A 26,513-nucleotide genomic window follows, 5' to 3' on the forward strand; every position below is an offset into this window, starting at 1 on the left:
TCCGGTGTGCGATACGCCATGACAGGCGTAAGAAAATGATGTGCGAAAACCGGTTGCCAAGCGGACCAAAATTTCGATACTTCGCGCAGGCATATGCAAGGAGTTCAGGCGTGTCCGATACCTCACACAACAAACGCACGTTCATGGCGGTCGGCTTGGCCTTGACCGTCCTGCCGCTGGCGGTGACGGCCTGCTCCAAGCCGGCGCCGAAAAAGACTGAAGTTGCAGCACCGCCTCCGCCCCCGCCACCTCCGCCGCCGGCCGATACGGTGACGGTCAGCCTTCAGACCACCAAGGGCGAAATTGTTCTGCTGCTCGAACAAAAGAAGGCGCCGATTACGGTCGCCAACTTCCTGCACTATGTCGATACGCATAAATTCGACGGCGCCACTTTCTGGCGCTCGCTTAAGGACGGCAATACCGGCTTCATCCAGGCCGGCGCATCGGGCCTGACCTATCCGCCAATCAAGCATGAATCGACCAAGGAAACCGGCCTCAGCCATACGGATGGCGTTATCTCCATGTCGCGGTTCGCCCCCAATACGGCGACCAATGAGTTCACCATCATGGTCGGCGACAATACCTATCTCGACGCGGGCCCCAAGGCATCGGACAAGGAAAAACTGGGCTACGCCGCCTTCGGCCATGTCGTCAAAGGCATGGACGTGGTCAAGGAGATCTGGAAGGGCCGTATCGACAAGCATACCCGTGAAGGCGGCTGGGCCGGTCAGATGCTGGCTGAGCCGGTCATCATCACCAAGGCTCAGCGGGTAGGATAGGGGGGAGCGGCTATCGCCCAACGACGCGGAATTTGCTCACGACACACCGCAACCTAAGAGAGGCTTACCTCAGCCGCGCCACCGCCAGAGAAGATCTGATGCATTTCGCGGCGCACTGTGTCGCGCGCTTCTGTCCGCGACAGGAATATGCCCCAGAACCGCATATTGCGGAAGACTTCCCAGCTATCGCCGCGCGGCGCGATCGAAAATCGCACGGGCACGTTTGCATTCGCCAGGTCTGGTTCGCCGTAAGTCGGCCAGAGGTCATCCCAGAGTGAGGCGGCGTGCAGGGTTATACGGGGCATTCGGGTCCTTTTTGAAGAGTCATGAAGACGCCCGGCGTTGTAACGCCGGGCGTCTGTCGCATTATCGTTCGATATCAGATCGTTTTGAGATCGACCGCGGAATCGCGGCCGCGCTCATTGGCAACCTGGAAGGACAGCTTGTCGCCTTCGTTCAAGCTGCGCATTCCGGCCTTTTCGAGGGCGGTAACATGAACGAAGACGTCACCGCCGCCGTCATCCGGCTGAATAAAGCCGAAGCCCTTGCTGGCGTTGAACCATTTAACTGTACCGTTGGCCATGGTGGCCTCCTTGCGCACATTCGTGCAGTAACGTCGCGCAGAATTGCGCGCCGAGTCCGAAAGTAGCGATGCTTGGAAGAGGCCGGTTAAGGCGAGCAGACAAGTCAGGGTCTGATTTCGAATAAGTACAATATCCCACTAATGATAAAGTGCCGCAAGGTAAATGTGTAGTGGGTGGCATTTTACTTATTAAAGTCGAATTCAATTGCGAATATGTATGTTTTGAATACGTTATTATATAATAATACTTTGACTGGCGGACGCGGGTAGCGGGGGCGCCCTCTGTACACGTCGAGCGGACATTGAAGATCAATCCTGTGTCTGCTGGACCTTTAGATTCGCGACCTGAAGGGGCCGGCCGGGCGTTTTTAGCGATAAGTGCCGTGCAGCTATCCCGGCGGCTATAATGCCGGCGCGTTTCGCATGCGCAAAAATAATCCACCGCCCGCTATGGCCTTTTGGCCGGGATTCGGTTATAGAGCGCGCAAATCCAGACTATCAAACCCTTCCCCGGCCTCTCTCCAAGCGCCTTCTGATCGAAGTGCACAGCACTTTTCGGATCAGAAACGCGGCCCAGAACGAGAGGCTTTTGCGCGTTTTGCACCGTGTTAAAAGGCCCTATATGAACCTGCGTAATATCGCCATTATCGCCCACGTCGACCATGGCAAGACCACACTTGTCGACCAACTGCTCGCCCAGTCCGGCGTCTTCCGCGCCAACGAGGCGACGGTTGAGCGCGCCATGGACTCGAACGACCAGGAACGCGAGCGCGGCATCACCATTCTCGCCAAATGTACTTCCGTGCTGTGGCACGGCAAGGCCGGCGAAACCCGTATCAACATCATCGACACGCCGGGCCACGCCGACTTCGGCGGTGAGGTTGAGCGTATCCTCGGCATGGTTGACGGCTGCGTCATCCTGATCGACGCCGAAGAAGGCGTCATGCCGCAAACCAAGTTCGTGCTCGGCAAGGCGCTGAAGCTGGGCCTGCGTCCGATCCTGTGCATCAACAAGGTCGACCGTCCGCACGCCGATCCCGACCGCGTCCATAACGAAGCCTTCGACCTGTTCGCCGCCATGGGCGCGACGGACGAACAACTGGACTTCCCGCACATCTATGCATCGGGCAAGAACGGTTGGGCGACGCTGGACATGAACCAGCCGAACGACACCCTGGCGCCCTTGTTCGACCTCATCGTCGATCACGTGCCGGCACCGAAGGTTGTCGACAACAAGGACAAGCCGTTCCAGATGCTGGCCGTCCTGATCGAATCCGATCCGTTCCTCGGTCGTCTGCTGACCGGTCGCATCGAATCCGGTAAAGCCGTCCCCGGCCTGGCCATCAAGGGCCTGGACCGCGACGGTAAGGAAATCGAGCGCGGTCGCATCACCAAGGTGCTCGCCTTCCGCGGCCTGAAGCGCCAGCCGGTTGACGAAGGCGCCGAAGCCGGTGACATCTGTGCGATCGCCGGCCTGTCCAAGGCGACGGTTGCCGATACGCTGTGCGACATGGCGCTGGTCGAAGCTTTGCCGGCGCAACCGATCGATCCGCCGACCATCTCCATGACCGTTTCGGTCAATGACAGCCCGCTGGCCGGCCGTGAAGGCACCAAGGTGCAGTCGCGTATCATCCGTGAACGCCTGCTGAAGGAAGCGGAATCGAACGTCGCAATCCGCGTCACCGAAACCGACGAGAAGGACGCCTTCGAAGTCGCGGGCCGTGGCGAACTGCAACTGGGCGTGCTGATCGAAAACATGCGCCGCGAAGGTTTCGAAGTCGCTATTTCGCGTCCGCGCGTCGTCTTCAAGACCGACCCGGAAACCGGCGAAAAGATGGAACCGATTGAAGACGTCATGATCGATGTCGACGAAGAATTCACCGGTGTGGTCATCGAAAAGCTGTCGGCCCGCAAGGCCGAGCTGAAGGACATGGGCCCGTCGGGCGCCGGCAAGACGCGCATCACGCTGAAGTCGCCGTCGCGTTCACTGATCGGTTATCAAGGCGAGTTCCTGACGGATACCCGTGGCTCCGGCGTGCTGAACCGTGTGTTCTCGCACTACGAAAGCTATAAGGGCGTCATCGACCAGAACCGCAAGGGTGTGCTGGTGTCCAACGGTGACGGCGAAACCTCCGCTTTCGCTCTGTGGAAGCTGGAAGAGCGCGGCACCATGTTCGTGGGCGGCAACGAAAAGACCTATATGGGCATGATCATCGGTGAGAATTCGCGTCTCGACGATCTCGATGTCAATCCGATGAAGACCAAGCAGTTGACCAACATCCGCGCCTCGGGCACTGACGAAGCCATTCGTCTGACGCCGCCGCGCCGGCCGACGCTGGAGCAGGCCATCGCCTATATCGAAGACGATGAACTGGTCGAAGTGACGCCGAAGTCGATCCGTCTGCGCAAAAAGGAACTGAACCCTTCGTTCCGCAAGAAGCGCGTCAAGGCTGACTAATCTATCTTGAAAACGGCTCCGGAAACGGGGCCGTTTTTTTATGCCTCCCCATAGCCTGACACCTTTTTTGTTTTCTTTTTGTTCCGCTCTTGACTTTTATCCACAGTGAGAACAAATTAAGAACAATTCATAAGGATGTTCCAAATGCTGGATATGAAAGCCTGGTCCTGCCCGCCGCAAGTGAAAGACCTGCCGCGCGACACCAAGATCGAAATGACCTGCCGAAGCTGCAAGCGCCAATGGGGCGAAAGCGTGCAAAACCTGGTCGAGGCACACCGACTGGGTGTCGAATTCATCGACCTGCTGGAGTGGAAGTATCGGTGCACCGACCCTGCGTGCGGCGGTATGGTCCATGTGGCAGTGAATGGCGAAGCGCCCGTAGCGCCACAGGTTCAGCCGCGTGCCACCATGTTAGGGCGCGTACGCGCCGTCGAGCGGATGGCCTATCCGGTTAAGGCCGTGGTCAAGTCGCGTATCTCGGCGCCTGTGGCTGTTCCGGCGGGCCGTAGCCAGCTCGATTTGCCACTTTTACTTCCGCATTGAGTCTTTAGGCGGCGTATCTTTAAGCTGGCCGTATGAAAGAACCCGTTCTTAAGCCGAATGCCCGCCGCGCGAACAAGCCCCGACCGTCCGCCGCCCGATGGCGGCTTATGGCGGCTGTGATATTCACCGCCGTCCCGGCCATTGCCTTACCGACATTTATCCATCATCTGTATGCCGTTCGGCCGACCGTAACAGACGTGCGCGCCGGCTTCGTCAATCCACATTTTCATAACGGGATTGCCTATTACTTCGCCCATACGGACGAAACACTGATACGCGCCCTATCGTTTTGGCTGCTCGCCGGCGTGCTGCTGCTTATGTTCGCCGCCGGTCAGATGATGCGCCGCCGCTTGATGCAGTGGCTTAAGCCGCCGGCACCAGAGGCTGTTCCGGAAAATTCACCCGAACCGCCGCCAGAATCACCAACTCAACCATCATCACCTCAATCATCGTCATCTGAAGCGTCGCCAGCCAGCCCAGCGTAAGACTAGACCAGCGTAAGATTGGCGGACGTCGTCACCCGGGCTATGCGCGGGAATACATATTTGAACGCCAGGGTCTGGGCCTCTTCCGACACAGTCGTGCAGGCATCCTCGATAATGACCAGCTCATAGCCGCGTTCCCATGCATCACGCGCCGTTGATTCCACGCCATAATTAGTGGCGATGCCCGCCAAAACTACAGTGTCTATCCCGCGTCGCCGTAAGTGCAGGTCGAGCGGCGTACCATAAAAGGCCCCCCAGTTGCGCTTATGGACGACGATATCGCCGTCTGCCTGCAATCCGTCGGCAAAATCGCTGTAGTCTTCGGGTGCGCCACCGTCCGGGCGCGGCGTAGGCGAATCGACGGGTTGGCGAAGGGCGTCGGCCCAGTCGGCGGCGAAGCCCACATGAACCAACACCACGGTCGCACCGGCCTGACGAAAGCGGTCTGCCAATCCCTTGGCGACGGTAACGACCTGTTCCCCGGAATAAGGCCGTCTTTCGCCGCCTATAATGCCCTTTTGCAAGTCGACCAGCACCAGGGCGGTTGTCTTGGCGTTTAATTGCATATCGCTTGCCCTTACTGGATCACGGCGCAGGCAACGCGAACGCCGGCACCACCGATCGGCTGGGTGGTATAGTCGTCGGGCAAGGCATGGATGACGACGGATGAGCCGTCGGCGTCCATCAAGGCGGGGCGTGAATCACCGCCACGGGCAGTAACGAGCGTGGAATAAAGCTCAGCAGTCGCCACGCCATCCGCACCGGCATAGATGTTGGTCAGATCGCCCGCGTCATTGCCATCCTTGTTGAGGAGACCGTGGGTGACGGGCGTGGTGCTGTGCACATGGCCGCCTGCCGAAGCGAACTTGTCATCGCTGCAAGAGCCTTTTTCGTGAAAGTGAACAGCGTGCCATCCTGGAGTCAGGCCCTTAGCTTCGACGCGAAGGATAACGCCATTGGGGGCGGGCTTGATGGTGATGGTGCCGTGGTCGGAGCCGTCGGTCCCGGCCAGCTTGCCGCTCAGCGTATCCGAAGCTGCGACTGGCGCGGGCTTTGCGGCGTCCTGGGCCAGTGCCGGATAGGACAGGGCGGGGAAGGTGGCGGCTGAAACCAGGATAACGGCGAGGGCGGTAACGCGCATGGCAGGGCTCTTTCTTTCCGGAAAATGACAATTGAGAATCATTCGTAAACATAAATGATGGCGCCTAAGCGGCTGAATTATAAAGAACCGATAAAATTTCCATCTGTTGTTCGACGCGGCCGTCCGTCATTTTCTTTGACTATGCCCGTCACTATTATAGGCTCTGGGCTGGCAAATCGCACGATTTGCATACCCGGGGGCATTGTGGGCATGGCTGGATTTATCGACACCTTCATTTCGCGGGTCGCGGCCGCCTTGAATGGCCGCGCGAAACGCAGCGAAGACATACAGGCCCTGCCGGATCGCCGATTGCTGCGTGATGTGTATCTGCCCGCTTTCGGCCGGGAAGGTGGTCGTATCCTGTGGGTAGGGTGCCGCCGCTATACGTCAGGCTATTACAAGATCATGGAAAGTCAGGGCGCGGAGGTATGGACGACCGAGCTCGAGCCGCGTCTGAAACGGTGGGGACGTCATAACCGTCATCGGACCGGCGACATCTGCCTGGCCGACGAACTGTTCGCAGACATGCGTTTCGACGCGGTGATCTGCAATGGCGTGCTGGGCTATGGCGTGGATTCGGATGCGCAGCAGGTCAAGGCGCTGGAAGCCATGGCGCGTATTATAAAGCCGGGCGGCCGTTTACTGGTCGGGTGGAATACGGACAAGATTGCCGATCCCGTGGCGGCCGGGCTTACGGCGCCTTGGTTCGCGCCGGAACCCTTTGCCGGTCAGACGGCGCGCGTGACCTTTGCCGATGTCACCCATGTCTATGATGCCTTCGTCCGCCGTGGGTAAGATTACAAACAATTCAACGGTCCCCCCGTTGCAGGCGTGACGTGTTCGTCCTAGGCTCCGCCTTCACAAAAACGATAAAGTAGGTTGGTGATGATCGATCGTCGATTTCTGGTTGGCGCATTGGGGGCCTTGCTCGGCTTGAGCGCAACGGATGCTCTGGCGGCCGCTAGGAAGAAAAAGGCGGCCGCGAAATCATCCGGCAAGAAGTCCACCAAGGCGACGAAAAAAGGCAAGGCTGCCAGCCAGAAGGGCCGCAAGGGCAAGCCGGAGTCGAAAAAGGCGCCGCCCAGGCCCGTAGAGCCGTCGCCGCCCCCCGCGCCGGAGGTGACTTCGCCTGAACTTGCTGCCGCTCTCAAATCCGCGTTCGACGCCATATTGCGCGATATGTTGATGGCATCGCCGGCGCTTGCCACCTCGGCAGGGCTGGACACAGGCGAATACGCGGCGTTGAAATCGCGCCTCGATGACCGTTCCGATGCGGCCAAGTCCGCCAACATCACGCGCTTGAAGCGGGCGGTTGATCGCCTCAACGCCATAAACCGCAACGACTTGGCCGCTGTTGATCGCGTCAATTACGATACGGTCCTGTGGGACATGACCAATCAATTGGCCTTGGCGCGTAATTTCAGTTTCGGCGACAATGGCCTGTTCAGTGGCGGGTTCCCAAATCCTTACGTCATCAGCCAGCTATCCGGCGCTTGGCAATTTATTCCCGACTTTCTCGACAGCCAGCACACGATAGAAAAGGCGGCGGACGCCCAGGCCTATCTCGCGCGCCTGTCAGCTTTCGCGAACGTGCTCGATCAGGAAACCGTCCGCGTCAAGGCGGATTTCGCACGCGGCGTCGTGCCGCCCGATTTTGTCCTGACCAAGACCATTACGGCGTTGACCGCCCTGCGCGATGCGGATCCCGCCACATCAAGCTTGATCAACTCCCTTGTCACCCGCACGGCGGTCAAGGCGATCGCCGGCGATTGGCAGTCCCAGGCCACGGCGATTGTTACCGGGCCGCTGAAAGACGCGCTCGGCCGTCAGATAGATGCCTTGACCGCGCAGCAGGCTGTGGCGCGTCATGATGCCGGCGTGCTGAACCTGAGCAATGGCGATGCCTATTATGCCCAATGCGTTAAGCTGAATACGTCAAGTGGTCTGACGCCGAAGGACATTCATCGCCTGGGCCTGCAAAAGGTGACCGAGATCACCGCTGAGTTGGAAAGCCGTTTCCGAACCATGGGGCGGACGCAAGGCACCGTCGCCGACCGCATGAAGGCGATGTATAAGGACCCGCAATATCTGTACAGCAACGACGATGCGGGCAAAGCGAAGCTTCTTGACGATCTGAACGCCCGGGTGAAGGCGGTTCAGGCGCGGTTACCGCAATGGTTTGGCGTATTGCCGCGCACCCAGGTCCAAATCAAGCGGGTGCCGGTGTCCATCGAAGCCGGTGCGCCTGGCGGATATTATAGTCCTGGGTCAATCGATGGATCGCGGCCCGGTATGTACTACATCAATCTGCGTGATATTTCCGAGCTGCCGAGCTGGACACTGCCGACCCTGACCTATCACGAATCCATTCCCGGCCACCACCTGCAGGGCACCATCCAGCAGGAAACCCAAGGGTTGCCGATGTTGCGCAAGCTGTCCAGCTTCAATGCCTATGTCGAAGGCTGGGCGCTCTACGCCGAACAATTGGCGGGTGAGATGGGCCTGTACGACAGCGATCCGGCGGGCCGCATCGGCTATTTGCATGACGCCCTCTTCCGGGCAGTGCGGCTCGTGGTCGATACGGGTATGCACAGCATGGGCTGGAGCCGCGAACAGGCCATAACCTACATGGTCGATACCGCCGGCAAGGCGCCGGGTGAGGCGGCTGCCGAAATCGAGCGATATTGCGTCTGGCCCGGCCAGGCCCTGGGCTACATGGTGGGCAAGATCGAATGGCTGAAGCTGCGTGACGCAGCCAGCGCAAAGCCGGGCTTTGATATCAAGCGCTTCCACGACACCGGTTTGTTATGCGGCGCCGTGCCGTTGGACGTCCTGGACGATGTCTATAAGGCCGCTGGCCTGATTTGAATGTGACCTATATCTGCGTGCCCGGACATACCGGCGTGTAAGAGGAGAGACTATGATGATGAACCGCCGGAACATGCTTGCAGGCGCCACGGCGCTGACCGCCATTGCCGCCACCTCGGCTTGCTCGACCAAGCCGAAGACCGACCTGCCAGCCAAGCTCAACGCCACGTTCCAGTCGATGTACGACGAAACGGTCGCCAATTCGCCGATGCTGGCCACCTCACTCGGGCTCGACAAGGGCAAGCTGGCGGGGCTCAAGTCCAAGCTTGATCCCGCCACGCCGGAAGAGCGCGCCCGTCTGACGGCCTATTACGAGAAATCGGCTGCTGCGCTGAAGGCCATCGACCGCACGAAGCTTACCGGCATGGACCGGATCAATTACGACGCCGTCCTGTGGGATACCGAAACGACGCTGGAAGGCTACAAGTCGAGCAAATTCGGTGACGGCGGCACCTATTGGGGGCCATATCCGATCACGCAATTGACCGGTCAGTATCAGTATGTGCCGGACTTCCTCGACAGCCAACACAGTGTCGAAACCAAGGACGACGCCGACGCGTACCTGTCGCGCCTCAGCCAGTACGCGACGGTGCTGGACCAGGAAACGGCCCGTTTCAACGACAGTATCGCTGCAGGCATTGTGCCGCCGGACTTCGCCCTGCAAAAGGCGATCCGTCAGATGCAGAGCCAGGCGAGTGCGAAGGCCGATGTTTCGCCGCTGGTGCAATCATTGGCGCGCCGGACCAAGGAAAAAGGCATAGCCGGCGATTGGACCGCGACGGCGACCAAGACCTATCAGGATGCCGTCATTCCGGCCCTGTCCCGCCAGATTGATGCGCTAAAAGCGGCGCTGCCCAAGGCGACGCATGACGCCGGTGTGTGGCACGTGCCGGACGGCGACGCGCGCTATGCCTTTGGGGTCAAAGCCAATACCTCGACCAATATGACGCCGGATGAAATTCACCAGATCGGCCTGGACAAGGTAAAGGAGATCGACGCCGAACTGGAAAAGATCATGCAGGCGCACGGCATGACCAAGGGGACGACGGGCGAACGCATGGCCGCCATGACCAAGGACCCGCAGTTCATCTATCCCAACACAGATGCGGGCAAGGACAAGCTCCTGGCCGATCTCAACAAACAGATCGATGTCGTTTTTGCCAAGCTGCCGCAATATTTCGGCGTGCTGCCGAAATCGAAGGTCACGGTCAAGCGCGTACCGAAAGCGACGGAGCTCGGTGCGCCCGGCGGGTATTACCAAGGCGCGTCGCTCGACGGATCGCGCCCCGGCGCCTATTACATCAATCTGCGTGACACGGCCGAAGTGCCGTCATGGACCTTGCCGACGCTCACCTATCACGAGGCGATCCCGGGCCACCACATGCAGATTTCGATCCAGCAGGAAAACAAGAACCTGCCGGAACTGCGCAAGATTTCGGGTTTCAACGCCTATATCGAAGGCTGGGCGCTCTATGCCGAACAACTGGCCGGCACCGATATGGACATGTACGCCGATGACCCGTTCGGCCATATCGGCTACCTGCATGACGCCATGTTCCGCGCCTGCCGACTGGTCGTCGACACTGGCATGCACCACAAGAAGTGGTCGCGTGAACAGGCCATGGACTTCATGAAGACCTATACGGGCGACCTCAACGAGACCGAGATCGAACGCTATGCCGTATGGCCGGGCCAGGCCCTGGGCTATATGGTCGGCAAGATCCAGTGGTTGAAATTGCGCGAAGCCGCCAAGACGAAGGCCGCTGCCAGCTTCGACATCAAGAAATTCCACGACACCGGCCTGTTGTGCGGCGCCGTGCCGCTGGCAGTTCTGGAGCAGGTCTATCAAGACGCCGGACTGATTTAAGTCGGGCGCGAGCTATGCGTGCTGGCGGCTATCGATTGAGGTAGCGCCAGCAGCATGCTGTAGCCCCCTGAATCTATTACCGTTTCAAAATTGTTCTCATGGCGCGTAGAGAACATATTGCGAACATGGAACAAATGGGGTACAAGAAATTCTCACGACGAAAGAAACAAACCCCAGCCGGGGAATCGTGACATAGAAGGGTTTGGTTATGTCATCTCAAGCGGTGTTGAAATTGGTAGGTAAAAACGAAGGTGAAAAGCAGCGCGCTCTGGAAGCGGCGCTGGCGCAGATAGATCGTGCGTTCGGCAAGGGCTCGGTCATGAAGCTCGGCGCGAACGGCAAGGTCCAGGAGATCGAGTCGATTTCCACGGGCTCGCTCGGTCTCGACATGGCGCTCGGTATCGGCGGTTTGCCCAAGGGCCGCGTGATTGAAATCTACGGTCCAGAATCGTCTGGCAAGACGACTCTGGCCCTGCACACGGTTGCGGAAATCCAGAAGCAGGGTGGCACGGCGGCCTTTGTCGACGCAGAACACGCGCTTGATCCCACCTATGCGCAGAAGCTGGGCGTTAATCTGGATGATCTTTTGGTGTCGCAGCCCGATAACGGTGAGCAGGCGCTCGAAATTACCGATACCCTGGTCCGTTCCGGGGCTATTGATATCGTCGTCATCGACTCTGTCGCGGCTCTGACGCCCCGTGCTGAAATCGAAGGTGATATGGGGGACAGCCTGCCGGGCCTTCAGGCGCGTCTGATGTCGCAGGCTTTGCGTAAGCTGACCGGCTCGATCTCCAAGTCCAAGTGCATTGTTATCTTCATCAACCAGATTCGCATGAAGATTGGGGTTATGTACGGCTCCCCTGAAACCACGACGGGCGGCAATGCGCTGAAATTCTACGCTTCGGTCCGTCTTGATATCCGTCGCACCGGCGCCATCAAGGTGCGCGATGAGAACATCGGCAACAGCGTCAAGGTCAAGGTGGTCAAGAACAAGATCGCGCCGCCTTTCCGTGAAGTCGAATTTGATATCCTGTTCGGCCAGGGCATTTCCAAGATTGGCGAAATCATTGATCTCGGCGTTAAGGCCGGCATCGTTGAAAAGTCGGGATCCTGGTATTCTTATAATTCGACCCGTATCGGCCAGGGCCGCGACAATGCTCGTGATTTCCTTAAGGCGAACCCCGACATGGCCAAAGAAATCGAGAACGGCATCCGCAAGAAGTCTGACACCTTGTCAGAAGAATTGCTGGGCGTACCGGAACCGGATGCCAACGAAGGCGATGAGTCGCTGTAGGATTTGATGGCGCGGTCCAAACCCATGCTTCCGCACCATCGGTGAAGAAGACGCTCTGAGAAGGGCGTCTTTTTTGCCATGTGTGCCTGGTATTCGCCAAAAAGATAGCCCTAGCCGCGCAAAGGTCTTTGCGCTCGCGAATAAGCCCCTCTATATACAAGCCCTTATTTCTTACCCCGAACCGAAGCAGACCATGCCGTCCTTAAACCAGATACGTCAGACCTTCCTCGATTACTTTGCCCGCCAGGGTCACGAGGTCGTCTCGTCCTCGTCGCTCGTGCCGCATAACGATCCGACCCTGATGTTTACCAATGCGGGTATGGTTCAGTTCAAAAATGTATTCACCGGTGCGGAAACGCGGCCCTATCACCGCGCGACGACATCGCAAAAATGCGTCCGCGCCGGTGGTAAGCATAACGACCTGGATAATGTCGGCTACACCGCGCGCCACCATACGTTCTTCGAAATGCTCGGCAACTTTTCGTTCGGCAACTACTTCAAGGCCGAAGCCATCGAGTTTGCCTGGAAGCTGATCACCGAAGACTACGGTATTGACAAGAATCGCCTGATGGCGACCGTCTATATTGACGACGATGAAGCCTTCGACCTGTGGAAGAAGATCGCTGGCTTGCCGGAATCGAAGATCGCCCGTATCGCCGGATCGGATAATTTCTGGTCGATGGGCGACACCGGCCCGTGCGGTCCGTGTACGGAAATCTTCTATGACCACGGCGACCACATCTGGGGCGGCCCTCCGGGCACACCGGAGGAAGACGGCGACCGTTTCGTCGAAATCTGGAACCTCGTCTTCATGCAGTTCGACCAGCAGGCCGATGGTGCGCGCGTCAGCCTGCCGAAGCCGTCGATCGATACCGGCATGGGCCTGGAACGTGTCGCCGCTGTTTTGCAGGGCGTGCACAACAACTACGATATCGACCTGTTCAAGACATTGATCGCCGCGTCGGAAGACGCCACCGGCGTCAAGGCCGAAGGCGACACCTTGCCGTCTCACCGCGTGATCGCCGATCACCTGCGGTCATCCTCCTTCCTGATCGCCGACGGCGTCACGCCGTCGAATGAAGGGCGGGGCTATGTCCTGCGCCGCATCATGCGTCGCGCTATGCGCCACGCCTATCTGCTGGGAGCACAGGAACCGCTTCTGCACCGCCTGGCGCCGACCCTGGTTGCCGAAATGGGCGGCCATTACGGCGAATTGAAGCGTGCGGAAGCCTCTATCGTCGACACCCTGCGCCAGGAGGAAGAACGCTTCCGCCGTACGCTCGGTCGCGGCATGACCCTGCTCGACGACGCGACGCGCGATCTGAAGGACGGCGATGTCATGAGCGGCGAAACCGCCTTCAAGCTCTACGACACCTACGGCTTCCCGCTCGACCTGACTCAGGACGCCATTCGCGCCAAGGGACTGAGCGTCGATCTGAACGCTTTCGAAGACGCGATGGAAAAGCAGAAGGAAATGGGCCGCAAGAATTGGGCGGGTTCGGGTGAAAAGGCCCAGGCCGCCGAATGGTTCAGCCTGAAGGACAAGGCCGGCGCTTCCGAATTCGTCGGCTACGACATGCTGACTACCCAAGCGCCGGTTCAGTTACTGGTACTTGACGGTGAAAGCGTCAATGAGGCCCTGTCCGGCGATACGGTTGAAGTCGTTGTCGGCAAGACGCCCTTCTATCCGGAAGGTGGCGGTCAGGCCGGCGATACGGGCGAAGTCGTGTGGCAGACCGGCAAAGGACGGGTGCTCGACACATATCGCCAGGCAGGTGACCTGATCGTGCACCGTGTGGAAATCACCGAAGGCACTCTCAAAACCGGCCAGGCCGTTGACCTGAAGGTCGATGCTGAAAAGCGTCAAACCACCCGGTCCAATCACTCGGCCGCCCACCTGGTTCACGCTGCCCTTAAGCATGTGCTTGGGCCCCATGTCGCGCAAAAAGGTCAGCTTGTCGATGCCGACCGCATGCGCTTCGATTTCAGCCATGGCGCACCCTTGAGCGATGACGAACTGGCGCGTATCGAAGCCGAGGTAAACGCCGTCATCCTGCAAAACCAGGCGGCGGCTACAAAGTTGATGTCGCCGGAAGACGCCATTGCCGCCGGTGCGGTGGCCCTGTTCGGCGAAAAGTATGGCGAAGAAGTGCGCGTCCTGGCCTTGGGTCATGCCCTGAATGGCGAAGGCGACTATTCGGTCGAACTGTGCGGCGGCACCCATGTCGGGCGTACGGGCGATATCGCCCTGTTCAAGATCATATCCGAAACCGGCGTTGCCGCAGGCATCCGCCGTATCGAGGCATTGACGGGGGAGGCGGCGCGTCAGTATCTGCTTGGTCAGGCGGGCGTCGCCACAGCTCTGGCCGATCAGTTCAAGGTACCGGTCAATCAGGTCGAGGCGCGCGTCGAAGCCCTGATCGCCGAGCGCAAGCGTCTGGAACGCGAACTGTCCGAAGCCAAGCGCGCCCTGGCTGTTGGCGGCGGCGGAGCGGCGGCGGGGCCGCTGGAAATCAATGGTACCAAGGTCATTGCCCGGGTGCTCGACGGGGTTGGCGGCAAGGACCTGCGTCCTCTAGCCGAAGACTTCAAGAAATCCATCGGTAGTGGCATTGTTGCTCTGGTGGGTAAGCTCGATGGTAAGGCGGCGGTTACGGTCGCCGTGACCCCGGACCTCACCGGTAAATACAACGCGGCCGAGTTGGCCAAGGCGGCGGTCATCGCCATGGGTGGCCAGGGCGCGGGTGGCAAGGCCGACTTCGCTCAGGGCGGCGCACCGGACGACAGTCAGGCAGATGCCGGAATCGAAGCCGTCAAGGCGCTGATTTAAAGCCTGCATCGCTGTCAGGAAGATGATACCCTGCCTGGGAACAGGCAGGGTATTTTCATATGAACAGATTGGCGGGCAAGGTGGCCCTGGTAACAGGGGCGGCCAGCGGTATAGGCGCGGCGATCGCCGAGGCCTTCGCCGCCGAAGGCGCGGTCGTGGTTATCAGCGATGTCAATGGCGAAAAAGGCGCGGCAACGGCTGAGCGGCTGGGGCAGAGTGTCTTCTTCCTGCGCCACGATGTGACGCGTGAGGCGGAATGGGAGGCGGTGATGTCGGCCATTGTGGCGCATCACGGCGGGCTGGATGTTCTGGTCAATAATGCCGGGGTTATGGGGACAGAGGGTGGCCAGCCGCATAATCCTGAACAGACGACGCTCGACGAATGGCGCCGCGTGATGACGATCAATCTCGATAGCGTGTTCCTTGGCTGCAAGCATGCAATCCGCACCATGCGGCTTACCGGGCGCAAAGGCTCCATTATCAACATGTCGAGCCGCTCCGGTCTGGTCGGTGTGCCGCATACGGCCGCCTACGCCGCCAGCAAGGCCGCTATCCGCAACCACAGCAAATCCGTGGCGCTGTATTGCGCCGAACAAAATCTCGGCATTCGCTGCAACTCGCTCTATCCGGCTTCGATCCGCACGGCGATGTGGGACGCCATGATCGACGACGGCGACGATGAAAAGGCTTTGCTGGCGGGAATGCCGCTGCACCGTTTCGGGCGTCCGGAAGAGGTGGCTGCTGTCGCTATTCTCCTGGCGTCCGACGAAGCCACCTATATTACCGGCTCTGAGTTCAACATCGACGGTGGCATATTGGCGGGTACGGCGACCTCGCCCAAATAGGCTCAGCCGTGAGTGAGCAGGAGCGCCAGGGCCGACAGGGTGAACAGGCTGATCAGAGTGGATTGGGCCACCGTCTTGGCGGCGCCGTGAAACCACAGGCCGTACATCTTGGTCTGGATGAAGACGCTAACGGCGGTCGGCGTGGCGCTCAGGAAGACGCAAACCTTGAAGGTCATTGGATCTGCCTTTAGCCCCCACAGAACGAGGGCCACACAGGCGGGGGCCAGCAAAATCTTGCCGGCGATGGCGATAACACTCGTGGCATCGGGGCGCACCAGATCGGCCGCCGGCATCAGCGCCAACATGCCCCCTAACGCGACGAGGGCGACGGGAGGGCCGGATTTACCCAGGATATCAAGCGCACTTTCAATGGCCGGGGGAAAGTGCAGGCCGGTCAGCATAAGGATGACGCCGATCAGGGCGCCTATCACGGTAGGATTGCGTGCGGTATGAAGCAGGGCATCCTTGAACGTCTTTCCCGAAGCCTTGGCCAATCCAGCGCAGCCCAGGCTGAACAGGATCAAAAAGTCTACGGCGACAACCAGCGCGCCGGTCTGGGCGACGTCCTGGCCGAATAGATTGACGGTGATGGGAATGCCCAGAAAGGCGGAATTGTTGATGAAGGCGGCCATGCCTGCGGCAACCGACTCGTCCGCGCGGCCCTTGAACACGCGGGTGAGAGCGATGACGATGGCGGCGGTGGCGATCATGCCGCCGGCATAGGCCGCCAGCGTGCCGGCAAGCGCCGGGGAAAAGTGTGGTAATCGTGCGAAACTGACCATGAGCCAGCACGGAAAGGCCAGCCAGTAGAAATAGGCCGACAGGCCATCCAGCCCCTGTGCTGTCAATCGCTTGAAACGGACGAGCAAGACGCCCAGTCCGATAAAGCCGAAAAAGATTATGACGCGGCCCAATGTATCTAGCATCAAAGCGTATCCAGCATTAACGCGCTTTTCGGGCTAAGGGCGCGTAAAAACAAAAACAGAGCATGTGCTCTCGTCCGACCGTAAGTCAGATCGAATACCCGCCATGGCCTTACGACCTGTCGCCATTCGGTTCAACCCGCCGGCGCGTCTTTCATGGCTTCGCTTTCGGCGGTCGGCAGGCCTATGTGGACCAATTGCCAATGGGTCAGTCCATGGCGTTCGAAGGTGAAGGTCGTCGTGCCGTGCGTCTCGTCCGTCACGGTCAGTCGGGCGCGTTCCAGGCTAAAGAAAGCTGTCTTGGGCGAAGGCGGTTTGCCGTCATACCGCGTCGGTTCGAAACGGTTCGCGTCCTTGGCGACCCCATAGGTGAGGCCGAGTATGGCCTTGGGCGTCAGGTAGGTATTGACGTCTATGACCGGTTTGGGCGGCGCCTTGGGATTAGGGTTGGTCAGGTCGTTGAACAGATTGCCGACGGAATCGGCAACGGACTTGAACGCGTTTCCGGTCGCACCGACGGGATCGTTAAGCGCCGAAGGGGCCGGCGCCGACAAGCCTTTGTCGCCGGCATCGAGTTGGGCCTTCAGGCTGACACGGACCGTGTTGAAATCGATCAGCTTGGCAAGGGCATCGATGTCCTGGCTTTCGCATGAGGATCGCACGTCATAAAAGGAAATGATCGGTGCGGCGTAAAACAGACCCGCAGCCCCGGCGACGATCAAAACCAGTATTAAGCTCAGAACTCTCGACACAGTCCACGCACCCCTCGAAACCAGTGTTAACCATGATTAACACGCTAAATCGGGATTGTCGCCCCTGTCACCGCGCTAAAACGCCGACTGTGTCACAAGCGCCGCGTAACGAGACGTGACGACGCCAGGTCTATTTCCCCTGCCAGACCTGAGGATGGGCTTCAAAGTACTTGATGTAAAAATCGGCCACGCGCGCGTCGGCGCGGGTGGACGGATGGCCATTACAACCGATGGCGTCGAGTTCCGGCAGGCTGACACGGTCAATCTTCGTGTCACCGGCGGCCTTCAAGGCGGCGAAGACGTCGTCCGTGCCGCCGATATAGCCTTCCTGGCGTTCCTGCGGCGTGGCTAGCACGATCCAGGCGTCTGGATTTCGGGCCCGGACCGTTTTGACGAAGGCGGTGTAGGTTTTCACGTAGTCGGCACGCAGATTGGCAGCGTTTTGCCACGGCTCATCGGGCCGAACGTCGGTGGAAAAATCATTGCCACCGATGCCGATCACGACGACCTGGGGGTGCCAGTCGGGCTGGCGGACCGGGGTTGGATCGTCGAAAATGGCGCGTTCGTACAACATCGGCATCCGGTATTTCGGATGTTCGCGGCCATCATAGTTGCGCACCATGCCCAGGCCGGAAAAGGCATTGATCTGATAATCGGCATTGAAGTGTTTGGCGGTGACGGGACCGAAGCCTTGCTGGGCGTCTGTGGTTTCAAAAATCTGTTCGGTCGTACACTGGGAAAAGGCCGAGGTATTGCCATAGCCGACCGTCAGGGAGTCGCCTATGAATTCGATCTGGCGGGGCAGGAGACGGCTGGGACTTGCCGAGGGTTGTGCCATGAAGCCTTGAAACTGACCGGTGGCATACTGTGTTTCGGAGCGTTTCTCGACGCGAACCGTATGCGGGCCGTGGCCAGTCGCCTGGATGGTGATGGTCGTGTGCCCCGGTCGGTCGACGACCATCAGGGGCTTGCCGTCGATCAGCACGTTAAATGTGTTGGCGTCGTCGTTGAAAAGCAGATTGACATAGGGGCTGTCGAACCGCGCTTCAAAATAGATGCCCGGCCATTGGTAGCTGTACCCCATCTTTTCCTTGCGCACCCGCCCGCCGACATGCATCGGCAAAACGCTGATGGGCGCGGCGCTGATGCTGTCGACAACTTTATCGGCGGCCCAGGCGGGCGTGGCCAGCATCACCGCTGCCGTCAAGACGATGGATTTGAACATGATGGGGCTCCCTGCCGCTTTGGCGCGATCTAAGGCCGGGTAACGGCAAAAGACAAGGCTATATTTGCCGCGTCAGCAGACTATGGACATAGGCGAGCTTCTGCGTGATCACAGGTGTCAGGATGAAGGGGTAGAGGTCGCGCTCTCCCATGCTGTGGTGGATACTGTTGAGGGCGACACTGAGCGGAATCCACACCTCGGATATGCGCGCGAAATCCAGGACCGAATACGGGTCGAAATTAGCATGGGCCGCCATGATGTCATGCGCGCTGGGGGCAAGCGCGATGCCGAACATATGGGCGGTTTCCAGCGAGTCGACGATATGCAGCACATGCGCAAAACATTCGGCGAAGTCTTCCCACGGATGCGTCGTTGCGTAGTAGCTAATATAGCGATCCCCCCATCCAGGTGGCGGGCCCGCTTGATAATGATGATCGAGCGCCTGTTGGTAGTCAACGCTTTCATCACCGAAGATCGCGCGGAAGCTTTCGATCTTGCCGGCGTCGCGGACCAGCTTATTCCAGATGAAATGGCCGGTTTCGTGGCGGAAATGGCCCAACAGCGTGCGATAGGGCTCATTCATCATGGCGCGTTGCTGTTCGCGGGTCGGGTCGTCGGCCTCGGCGGTGCGAATGACGATATGACCTTCATCGTGGCCGATCAAAACGGGGTTGCATGTGCCGTCGGGAAGGATCTCATCGTCCTTCAGGTCGAACAACAGGCCGCCTTCCGGATCTTCTTTACGGCCGGGCCGGGGCAGGTCCCAGCGCAGGAAGGAATAGAACAGATGGCGCTGGGCGTCGGAAATGGCGCGCCAGCGACGCAGACCGTCTTCGGTATTGGCGTCGGGCACCAACCCGTTGTAACGGCAGGACTGGCAGAATTCTTCCGGGCTGTCATCGCGGACCAGCCAGTTGCAAATGTCCTTCGCGGCGTTGGGACAGAAGCGGTAAAGGAATTGCTGCTGATCGACGCGACGCCATTTATCCGGCTGTTTGGCGTCGGGCTGGACGGCCATCAGGCTGATATCTTCGCAAACGAAGCCCAGTCGGAAGCCGCAGTTGATACAGGACCGGTTCTCGAAATAGACCGGATTGCCGCAATTGTCGCAGCGGAAAAGTCGCATTTTTGCCCCGTGGTCAAGCAGAATTAGGCGCGGACCTTAGCCTGCGCGCCGATAAGGAATCGATGCGGTGGCGACTGGATAGAATGTGCTTGTCGATAGTGTCAGGGCTGCGGCCAGAGATCGGCGCGTCCGTCGATATAGCCGATCAGACTGTCAGCAACGCGCTGATCGTCGGCCACGTCCGGGTGCCAGTCGCATCCGCCGAAGCCCAGACCGTTCATTGGTATAAAATCGACGCGGCTTTCGCCAGCGGCCTTAAGCAAGGCCACAACCTTTGTGACTTCGGACTGGATTTCGCCATTGGCCTGGTCCGTCGCCATCAAAATGAAGTAGGCGCCCGGATTGGCCGCGCGCAGGTCCTGGACAAACTCGACATAGGTCTTTTCGTAGTCTGCGTGCAATTCTTCGCGCGTGGTCCAGATTTCACCGCCATGCAGGGGCGTGGTGAAGTCGTTCGTGCCCAATCCGATGACGATGATCTGGGGCTTCCAGTCATCTTTTGCGGCCGAAGCTGGCACGCTTGTGGACGGGCCGGAGAGGTTGAGCGCATTCAGATACGCCTGCGGTAGGTGCAATCCGCTGGCGCCGTTATAGTTGCGCACAACGCCGCGTCCGCTGATGGCGTTGATGCGGTATTCCGCCTTGAAATGCTTGGCGGTCAACGGGCCGAAGGCGAGTTGCGTGTTGGTGGTGGCCCAGACCTGTTCGCCGGGGCAGGTCCGCGATGTCGATGTATTGCCGTAGCCGACCGTGTAGGAATCGCCGATGAATTCGATCTGGCGTTCAGATGGTTCCGGTGCGGGCAGCACGTTGGCGGGGTCGGAAACGAAGAAGCCGGTGAATTGCGCCGCCGTCCACGCGGATTCGGTCAGTTTTTCGACACGGATGGTGTGGTCACCGGGTTTGAGCGGTCCAAGCAGGATGTCGCCTTCACCGGGACGGTTGGCCGTGTCGATTTGGCGTCCGTCGACATAGATGGCCAGTTTGTTGACCGAATCGTTGAGGCGCATATGAACCTCGGTCCCTTTGAACCGGGCCTCGAAATAGGTGCCGGGCCACTGATGGGTGTAGCCCAGCGCCGGATCATCGCCGACCGGCACGACACGGCCGCCTATATGCAAGGGCAGGGCAGTTCCCGACGGTACACCGGCGTGGGCCTCCGGCGATGAGGTCGTGAAAGCCAGACATGCGCCAGCCACAAAGACAGGCACCAGGAAAACAGGGAGTAGACGCATCGGACTTACTTTCCTTGCCATGAGGCGGGCAACAGATCGGGGTGGCCGTCGATATAGGCTATAAGCGCTTGGCTGATGCGTTGAGAATCGGCAGTGTTGAGATGCCAATCGCATCCGGTGCGCTCAAAGTCGCTGCCGGCATGAAAGGCCGAAACGCGGGTTTCGCCGTCCGTCGCCAGACGACGAATGACCTCAGTGATATCGCCGATGATTTCGGCTTCGCCATAGTCGGCAAGGAGAAAGCGGGCTGTCGGATTGCGTTCGCGAAGGGTTTTAACGAAGGCGACATACGACGCGATATAATCGGCGCGCAGCTCGTCCTGGCTTTTCCATTTCTCGCCGGCATGGACTGGCGTCGAAAAATCATTGCCGCCTAGCGCGATGACGATGATTTGCGGTTGCCAGGCAGGATTGGTGTATTGGCTCTTACCGTCATACAGTGCGTAAGGATAAAGCGCGGGCAAGGGATCGCCGATAAAGCCGTCATAGTTGCGCACGATGCCGCGGCCGGAAAAGGCATTGATCTGGTAATCGGCGCTGTAATGTTTCGCGGTCAAGGGCCCGAAGGCCTGTTGCGTATCAGTGGTGGCCCAGAGTTCATCCGGGGTGCATTGGCGTTTGCTGGACGTATTGCCGTAGCCGACCGTATAGGAATCACCGATGAATTCGATCTGGCGGGCGCGGGGCGCCACGGCCGTCACGGTGGCTTTCGGCGTAAAGAAGCCCTCGAACGCGCCGGTCGTACCTTGTGTTTCCGTCAGCCGCTCTAGCCGGATAGTATGCGGTCCCTTCCCCAGATGGGTCAGGGCCTCAACCGTTTTGCCTGGCCGGTTGAGGGTGGTCTTGAGTACGCCGTCGACATAGACACGCAGAATATTGGCGCTGTCGTTCAGATTTATCGAGATGTCAGGCCCGGTGAAGGCCGCTTCTATATAGGTGCCAGGCCATTGATAGGTGACGGCGGTGGCTTCAGCCTTTACCCGGCCGACTATGGGCGGAATCATGGCGGCGGTATGTGGCGTCTTGCCTGTCGCACTAACCGTTTCGGCCTGCGCGGCGCCTGCCAGCATCATGCCCATAAAAAAAGCCGTTCCCAGACGCATCGGTCATCCCCCTAAAGTTCCAACCTCGCATCCGAAAACGGCTTATTATGACAAGGGCGCCTGTTGGCTTATGCCGCCAGCGCCTTGTTGAGGTTCTCGCTGATCTTGTCGAGGAAACCTTCGGTCGTCAACCAACCTTGTGTCGGACCGACCAGCAGAGCCAGGTCCTTGGTCATGAAGCCGGCTTCGACCGTGTCGACGCAGACCTTTTCAAGGGTTTCGGCAAAGCGATTCAGCTCGGCATTGTCGTCCAGCTTGGCGCGGTGCTTGAGGCCTTGCGTCCAGGCAAAGATCGACGCCATGGAGTTGGTCGACGTGGCTTCGCCCTTCTGGTGCTGGCGGTAGTGGCGGGTGACGGTGCCGTGGGCCGCTTCGGCTTCCATGATCTTGCCGTCGGGGGTGACCAGTGCGGAGGTCATCAGGCCGAGCGAGCCGTAGCCTTGGGCAACGGTATCCGATTGGACGTCGCCGTCATAGTTCTTACAGGCCCAGACGAAACCACCGGACCATTTCAGCGCCGAAGCGACCATGTCGTCGATCAGGCGGTGTTCATAGGTCAGGCCCAGTTCCTTGTACTTCGCCGCGTATTCCGCGTTGAAGATTTCCTGGAAGATATCCTTGAAGCGGCCGTCATAGGCCTTGAGGATGGTGTTCTTGGTCGACAGATAGACCGGATAGTTGCGGGCGATGCCGTATTCGAACGACGCGCGGGCAAAATCGCGGATCGACTCATCGAGGTTATACATGCCCATGGCGACACCGGCGCCGGGGAATTGGAACACTTCGTATTCCTGCACCTTGCCGTCTTCGCCTTCGAACTTCATGGTCAGCTTGCCGGGGCCGGGGACCAGGAAGTCGGTGGCCTTATACTGATCGCCGAACGCATGGCGGCCGACGACGATCGGTTGGGTCCAGCCGGGAACCAGACGCGGGACATTCTTGCAGATGATCGGTTCGCGGAACACGACGCCGCCCAGAATATTGCGGATGGTGCCGTTGGGCGACTTCCACATCTTCTTCAGGCCGAATTCCTTCACGCGGGCCTCGTCCGGCGTGATGGTGGCGCACTTGACGCCGACGCCGCACGCCTTGATGGCTTCGGCCGCATCCACTGTCACCTTGTCGTCAGTGGCGTCACGGTGTTCCATGCCGAGGTCGAAATATTGCAGGTTGATGTCGAGATAAGGATAGATCAGCTTGTCCTTGATCAACTGCCAGATGATCCGGGTCATTTCATCGCCGTCGATATCGACGACCGGGTTCGCTACTTTAATCTTCGCCATGAAGGGCTTCCTCTGTCGGAATCTGAGCTTATGGAGGAAGGCGCACAGGGCCAGACCTCGAAGCTAACGGCGCCTGCTATAGCGGAAAAGGTGGCGGGCGCAAATAGCACAAATTCACAGGCCAGGCGTAAGCCATCATACTTAGATCGTATGGTCGTCATCCAGTACGTCGCCCAGGCGGTCCAGGTGTTTTTCCCAAGGCGACCGGCGGGCTTTCAGCCAGCCCTCCAGGATGTCAAAACCGGTCCGTGTCAGGGCGCATGTGCGCACGCGCCCGCTCTTTTGCGTCACGACCAGGCCGGCGGCCTCGAGTATGGCCAGATGCTGCCCCACGGCTGTGAGGCTCATCTCATAGGGCGCCGCCAGGGCAGACACGGACAGGGCGTGATCGGTCAAGCGTTCGACCATGTCACGGCGTGTCGAATCGGCCAGCGCCTGAAAGACACGGGCCGCTGTCGGTTCGGTCAAATGGTCTCTCCCAGGCGGTCGAGCAGGTGGCGCCATCCATCTTCGCGCATCTGAGGTCCGTCGGCATTCTCGAAGAAGGCGCCCTGGTGTGTGCAGGTCAGGCGCGTGCCGTCGCCGGCGGCTTCGAATTCGAAACTGACCAGCGAGCCGGAAAACGGCGTGCCGTTCATCATCATGTTCGAGCCCATGACGATCCGCCGGTCAGCGACAATATCGAGATAAAGCGCCTGACTGGACAAAACGGCCCCCGGAAAAGGCGTGTTGTCACCCATGATGGAGGTCAGGCGTTCCTGACCGCCCACGCGAAAATCGCTTTCGAAGGTCGCGCCGGGCTGCGGATGACCCGGTGCGAACCATCGGGCCTTGGTGGTCGGATCGGCGAAGGCGGCATAGACTTTCGTGACCGCGTGAGGATAGGTCTTCTCGATAACGAAGGTGTGGTGAACAATTGGCGATGTCATGCGGGCTGTCTTTCTAACAGTGAAGTTATAGCTTCACTATTGCTCTGGAGGGTGAAATAGTCAAGTTAAAACTTAACTATTGTCGCCGCCCTTTTCACCGTCGCGGCAGTTCTCTATAAGCCGCTGCCATGACTGACACCTCGCATCTTCCCTGCATTATTCTTGATCGCCCCCAGATGGCGGAAAACATCGGCGCCGTGGCCCGCGTCATGGGCAATTTCGGACTGACCGAATTGCGCCTGGTGGCACCGCGCGATGGCTGGCCGCAGGAAAAGGCCTGGACCATGGCGGCCGGCGCGCATTGGCCGCTGGATGACGCCAAGGTATACGATACCGTCGAAGCCGCGACCGCCGATCTGCATACGGTTTACGCTACGACCGCGCGCAACCGTGAAATCGTCCTGCCCGTCATCACGCCGCGTGACTGCGCCGACGACGCCATGACGCGGATGCGGTCAGGCCTCAAAACGGGCCTTCTGTTCGGTGCCGAACGGGCCGGACTGGAAACCCAGGACCTCGTTCACGCCCACTATATCGTCACTATCCCGGTCGATCCGCGCTTCCAATCGTTGAATCTGGCGCAGGCGGTGAACATCGTCGCCTATGAGTGGCGGTTGCAGGTCATGGCGGCGCCTAAGGCGGATTTTACCCGCAATCAGGACCCACCGGCTGAGATGAAGCATCTGGTCGGGCTATACGAGCATCTCGAAGCGGAACTGGACACATCGGGCTTCTTCTTTCCGGAAGCCAAGCGCCCGTCGATGATCCGCAATCTGCGGGCACCGCTCAACCGCGCCGCCTTGACCGAACAGGAGGTCCGCACTTGGCGCGGCGTGGTGACGGCCTTGACCAAGGGCAGGGGGCGCGTGCTAGCGCGCTTGGCAAAAGAAAAGGGCGAAGACGAATAGGCGTGGGCGTACCCTTTTTAATTGCCTGTTAGGCCTCTCTATGGAAACGTCCGCTGTCATTAACTGAGGGGGCTTCCATGGCCGGATTTGAACTCTATGCGCCACGCAAGGCGAGCCATCGCCGGACATGGACCTGGGCGATAATCGTTCTGACGATTGTCATGAGCTTCGCCAGCCAGATTGCGGCGCTTTTGCCCTATATCATCAAGACCGCCCTGGCCATTCAGGCTAACCCGGCCCTGGGCAAGAATGTGTCGCCGCCCGAAATCGATCCACTGGCGCTTATCTTCATGACCGCGCCTGTGATTGGCATGATCCTGCTATGGGTATGGCTCTTTGAACGGCGCGGCCCGGCGACCATCGGCTTCAACGGCAAGGCCTTCCTGCGCCTGGCGCGTGGCTACCTGATAGGGGCGGGCTTTCTCGCCTTTGTCGTCTGTAGTCTGTGGGCGCTGGGTGTTTACGAGGTGGAAAAGCCGGGTGTCCTTATGGCGCCCAGCCTGGCGGGCCTGATGCCCATACTGGGCTATGCCGTCGCATTTCTTATACAGGGATCTTCCGAGGAAACCGCCATGCGTGGCTGGCTGATGGGTACGGTCTCGTTGCGGTTAGGGATCATATGGGCCGTCGTTATAAACTCCGTTGTCTTTGGCGCCATGCACCTACTGAACGTCCAGCCGTCGCCAGAAATGTTCGCTGGCTGCGCCAATGTCGCCCTGTTCGGCATCTTCATCAGCCTGTATGCGGTCAAGGAGCGCTCTATCTGGGGCGTCTGCGGCTGGCATGGCGCGTGGAATTGGCTGCTGGGTGTAGGCTTTGGGCTGGAAGTCAGCGGCATTAACCTCAAGGTGGCGCCGTTGGTTGTCGATCTGAAGGATGCACCGAATGCGGCATGGTGGTTGTCTGGGGGCAAGTGGGGACCGGAAGCCAGCATTCTGACGACGGTTGTTCTGGCAGCGGGGATTGCATGGCTGATCTGGAAGGGCGCATTGAAGCAAACGGACGGCCAGCCTGTCGAAACAGCGTCCTGAAGCCGTACATGGGGATAAACGGCGTTATATGAAAAGGGCCGTTGACTCTCGCGGGGCGTCCCCTTAGAAGCCGCTCTCCCGACGCGGAACACGCCGACGGCGACGATGGAAAGCTTAAAGTTCTTAAGCGGACTGACGTCCCGGACAGCGGATTTCGACCAAAGGATCAGTTACGTTTTCAGTGAAAATCGCCGCAAGACGGATGTCACAGCTAAGGTAACAGATAACCCGGTTGTCTTTATTTATTTTTGATAAATAGGTTGACTGTGGAATTTAAGCGGTTATATACGCCGCTCCGCTGTTTG

At 59.3% G+C, this 26,513-nt stretch carries 25 protein-coding genes; 12 read left to right on the forward strand and 13 right to left on the reverse strand.

Annotated features, from left to right (window positions below):
* Positions 1–110: 110 nt before the first annotated feature.
* Positions 111–779, forward strand: a complete 669-nt coding sequence (locus RCJ00_RS17670) for a peptidylprolyl isomerase (protein WP_316223594.1) — start codon at positions 111–113, stop codon at positions 777–779.
* A 53-nt stretch (positions 780–832) separates the two neighbouring features.
* Here the strand turns inward: RCJ00_RS17670 and RCJ00_RS17675 are convergent, their stop codons facing one another.
* Both RCJ00_RS17675 and RCJ00_RS17680 read right to left on the reverse strand, forming a co-directional pair.
* Positions 833–1,084: a hypothetical protein gene (locus RCJ00_RS17675; protein WP_316223595.1), complete on the reverse strand. Its 252-nt coding sequence runs from the start codon at positions 1,082–1,084 to the stop codon at positions 833–835.
* Between the two features lie 74 nt (positions 1,085–1,158).
* Positions 1,159–1,362 carry a cold-shock protein gene (locus RCJ00_RS17680; RefSeq protein WP_316223596.1) on the reverse strand — a complete coding sequence of 68 codons (204 nt, stop codon included), beginning with the start codon at positions 1,360–1,362 and terminating at the stop codon, positions 1,159–1,161.
* A gap of 622 nt (positions 1,363–1,984) precedes the next feature.
* On the opposite strand from RCJ00_RS17680, the gene typA reads away from it, so the two are divergent.
* The 3 genes from typA (at position 1,985) to RCJ00_RS17695 (ending at position 4,848) form a co-directional block, all read left to right on the forward strand.
* On the forward strand, positions 1,985–3,820 hold the full coding sequence (gene typA / locus RCJ00_RS17685) for a translational GTPase TypA (protein ID WP_316223597.1): 1,836 nt from the start codon (positions 1,985–1,987) through the stop codon (positions 3,818–3,820).
* 144 nt (positions 3,821–3,964) lie between these two features.
* Positions 3,965–4,363, forward strand: a complete 399-nt coding sequence (locus tag RCJ00_RS17690; RefSeq protein ID WP_316223598.1) for a hypothetical protein — start codon at positions 3,965–3,967, stop codon at positions 4,361–4,363.
* 32 nt (positions 4,364–4,395) lie between these two features.
* Positions 4,396–4,848 (forward strand): hypothetical protein, encoded by a 453-nt coding sequence (locus tag RCJ00_RS17695; protein WP_316223599.1) that lies wholly within the window; start codon positions 4,396–4,398, stop codon positions 4,846–4,848.
* 2 nt (positions 4,849–4,850) lie between these two features.
* Here the strand turns inward: RCJ00_RS17695 and RCJ00_RS17700 are convergent, their stop codons facing one another.
* Positions 4,851–5,414, reverse strand: coding sequence for a hydrolase (locus RCJ00_RS17700; RefSeq protein WP_316223600.1), 564 nt, complete (start codon positions 5,412–5,414; stop codon positions 4,851–4,853).
* Positions 5,415–5,425: 11 nt separating this feature from the next.
* Positions 5,426–5,989, reverse strand: a complete 564-nt coding sequence (sodC, locus tag RCJ00_RS17705; protein ID WP_316223601.1) for a superoxide dismutase[Cu-Zn] — start codon at positions 5,987–5,989, stop codon at positions 5,426–5,428.
* Positions 5,990–6,199: 210 nt separating this feature from the next.
* On the opposite strand from sodC, the gene RCJ00_RS17710 reads away from it, so the two are divergent.
* The 6 genes from RCJ00_RS17710 to RCJ00_RS17735 all read left to right on the forward strand — a co-directional run bounded on the left by RCJ00_RS17710 (position 6,200) and on the right by RCJ00_RS17735 (position 15,693).
* A complete protein-coding gene (locus RCJ00_RS17710; RefSeq protein ID WP_316223602.1) occupies positions 6,200–6,784 on the forward strand; it encodes a class I SAM-dependent methyltransferase in 585 nt (194 codons plus the stop codon).
* A gap of 90 nt (positions 6,785–6,874) precedes the next feature.
* Positions 6,875–8,857: a DUF885 domain-containing protein gene (locus RCJ00_RS17715; protein ID WP_316223604.1), complete on the forward strand. Its 1,983-nt coding sequence runs from the start codon at positions 6,875–6,877 to the stop codon at positions 8,855–8,857.
* A 55-nt stretch (positions 8,858–8,912) separates the two neighbouring features.
* Positions 8,913–10,724, forward strand: coding sequence for a DUF885 domain-containing protein (locus RCJ00_RS17720; RefSeq protein WP_411267561.1), 1,812 nt, complete (start codon positions 8,913–8,915; stop codon positions 10,722–10,724).
* Between the two features lie 208 nt (positions 10,725–10,932).
* A complete protein-coding gene (recA, locus tag RCJ00_RS17725) occupies positions 10,933–12,018 on the forward strand; it encodes a recombinase RecA (protein ID WP_316223606.1) in 1,086 nt (361 codons plus the stop codon).
* Positions 12,019–12,211: 193 nt separating this feature from the next.
* A complete protein-coding gene (gene alaS / locus RCJ00_RS17730) occupies positions 12,212–14,848 on the forward strand; it encodes an alanine--tRNA ligase (protein WP_316223607.1) in 2,637 nt (878 codons plus the stop codon).
* Positions 14,849–14,907: 59 nt separating this feature from the next.
* Positions 14,908–15,693 carry a glucose 1-dehydrogenase gene (locus RCJ00_RS17735; RefSeq protein ID WP_316223608.1) on the forward strand — a complete coding sequence of 262 codons (786 nt, stop codon included), beginning with the start codon at positions 14,908–14,910 and terminating at the stop codon, positions 15,691–15,693.
* Between the two features lie 2 nt (positions 15,694–15,695).
* Here the strand turns inward: RCJ00_RS17735 and RCJ00_RS17740 are convergent, their stop codons facing one another.
* From RCJ00_RS17740 to RCJ00_RS17780, 9 genes are all read right to left on the reverse strand, one after another.
* Positions 15,696–16,619, reverse strand: a complete 924-nt coding sequence (locus tag RCJ00_RS17740) for an AEC family transporter (RefSeq protein WP_316223609.1) — start codon at positions 16,617–16,619, stop codon at positions 15,696–15,698.
* Between the two features lie 131 nt (positions 16,620–16,750).
* Positions 16,751–17,368, reverse strand: a complete 618-nt coding sequence (locus RCJ00_RS17745) for a DUF2939 domain-containing protein (RefSeq protein ID WP_316223610.1) — start codon at positions 17,366–17,368, stop codon at positions 16,751–16,753.
* A gap of 130 nt (positions 17,369–17,498) precedes the next feature.
* Positions 17,499–18,593, reverse strand: coding sequence for an SGNH/GDSL hydrolase family protein (locus tag RCJ00_RS17750; RefSeq protein WP_316223611.1), 1,095 nt, complete (start codon positions 18,591–18,593; stop codon positions 17,499–17,501).
* Between the two features lie 58 nt (positions 18,594–18,651).
* Positions 18,652–19,719, reverse strand: a complete 1,068-nt coding sequence (locus tag RCJ00_RS17755) for a zinc-binding metallopeptidase family protein (protein ID WP_316223612.1) — start codon at positions 19,717–19,719, stop codon at positions 18,652–18,654.
* Positions 19,720–19,820: 101 nt separating this feature from the next.
* Entirely contained in the window at positions 19,821–20,954 is a 1,134-nt protein-coding gene (locus RCJ00_RS17760) for an SGNH/GDSL hydrolase family protein (RefSeq protein ID WP_316223613.1), read from the reverse strand.
* Between the two features lie 5 nt (positions 20,955–20,959).
* Positions 20,960–22,057, reverse strand: coding sequence for an SGNH/GDSL hydrolase family protein (locus RCJ00_RS17765; protein ID WP_316223614.1), 1,098 nt, complete (start codon positions 22,055–22,057; stop codon positions 20,960–20,962).
* Positions 22,058–22,125: 68 nt separating this feature from the next.
* On the reverse strand, positions 22,126–23,340 hold the full coding sequence (locus RCJ00_RS17770) for an NADP-dependent isocitrate dehydrogenase (RefSeq protein WP_316223616.1): 1,215 nt from the start codon (positions 23,338–23,340) through the stop codon (positions 22,126–22,128).
* A gap of 141 nt (positions 23,341–23,481) precedes the next feature.
* On the reverse strand, positions 23,482–23,808 hold the full coding sequence (locus tag RCJ00_RS17775) for an ArsR/SmtB family transcription factor (RefSeq protein ID WP_316223618.1): 327 nt from the start codon (positions 23,806–23,808) through the stop codon (positions 23,482–23,484).
* Positions 23,805–24,269 carry an SRPBCC domain-containing protein gene (locus RCJ00_RS17780; protein WP_316223619.1) on the reverse strand — a complete coding sequence of 155 codons (465 nt, stop codon included), beginning with the start codon at positions 24,267–24,269 and terminating at the stop codon, positions 23,805–23,807. The genes RCJ00_RS17775 and RCJ00_RS17780 overlap by 4 nt, the downstream gene beginning before the upstream one ends.
* A 128-nt stretch (positions 24,270–24,397) precedes the next feature.
* Between RCJ00_RS17780 and RCJ00_RS17785 the strand changes: the two genes are divergently transcribed.
* Both RCJ00_RS17785 and RCJ00_RS17790 read left to right on the forward strand, forming a co-directional pair.
* On the forward strand, positions 24,398–25,177 hold the full coding sequence (locus tag RCJ00_RS17785; protein ID WP_316223621.1) for an RNA methyltransferase: 780 nt from the start codon (positions 24,398–24,400) through the stop codon (positions 25,175–25,177).
* Positions 25,178–25,254: 77 nt separating this feature from the next.
* Positions 25,255–26,208, forward strand: coding sequence for a CPBP family intramembrane glutamic endopeptidase (locus RCJ00_RS17790; protein ID WP_316223622.1), 954 nt, complete (start codon positions 25,255–25,257; stop codon positions 26,206–26,208).
* Positions 26,209–26,513 lie beyond the last annotated feature (305 nt).

This window comes from Asticcacaulis aquihabitans, assembly GCF_032490435.1.
In the GTDB taxonomy this organism is placed as follows: Bacteria; Pseudomonadota; Alphaproteobacteria; order Caulobacterales; family Caulobacteraceae; genus Asticcacaulis.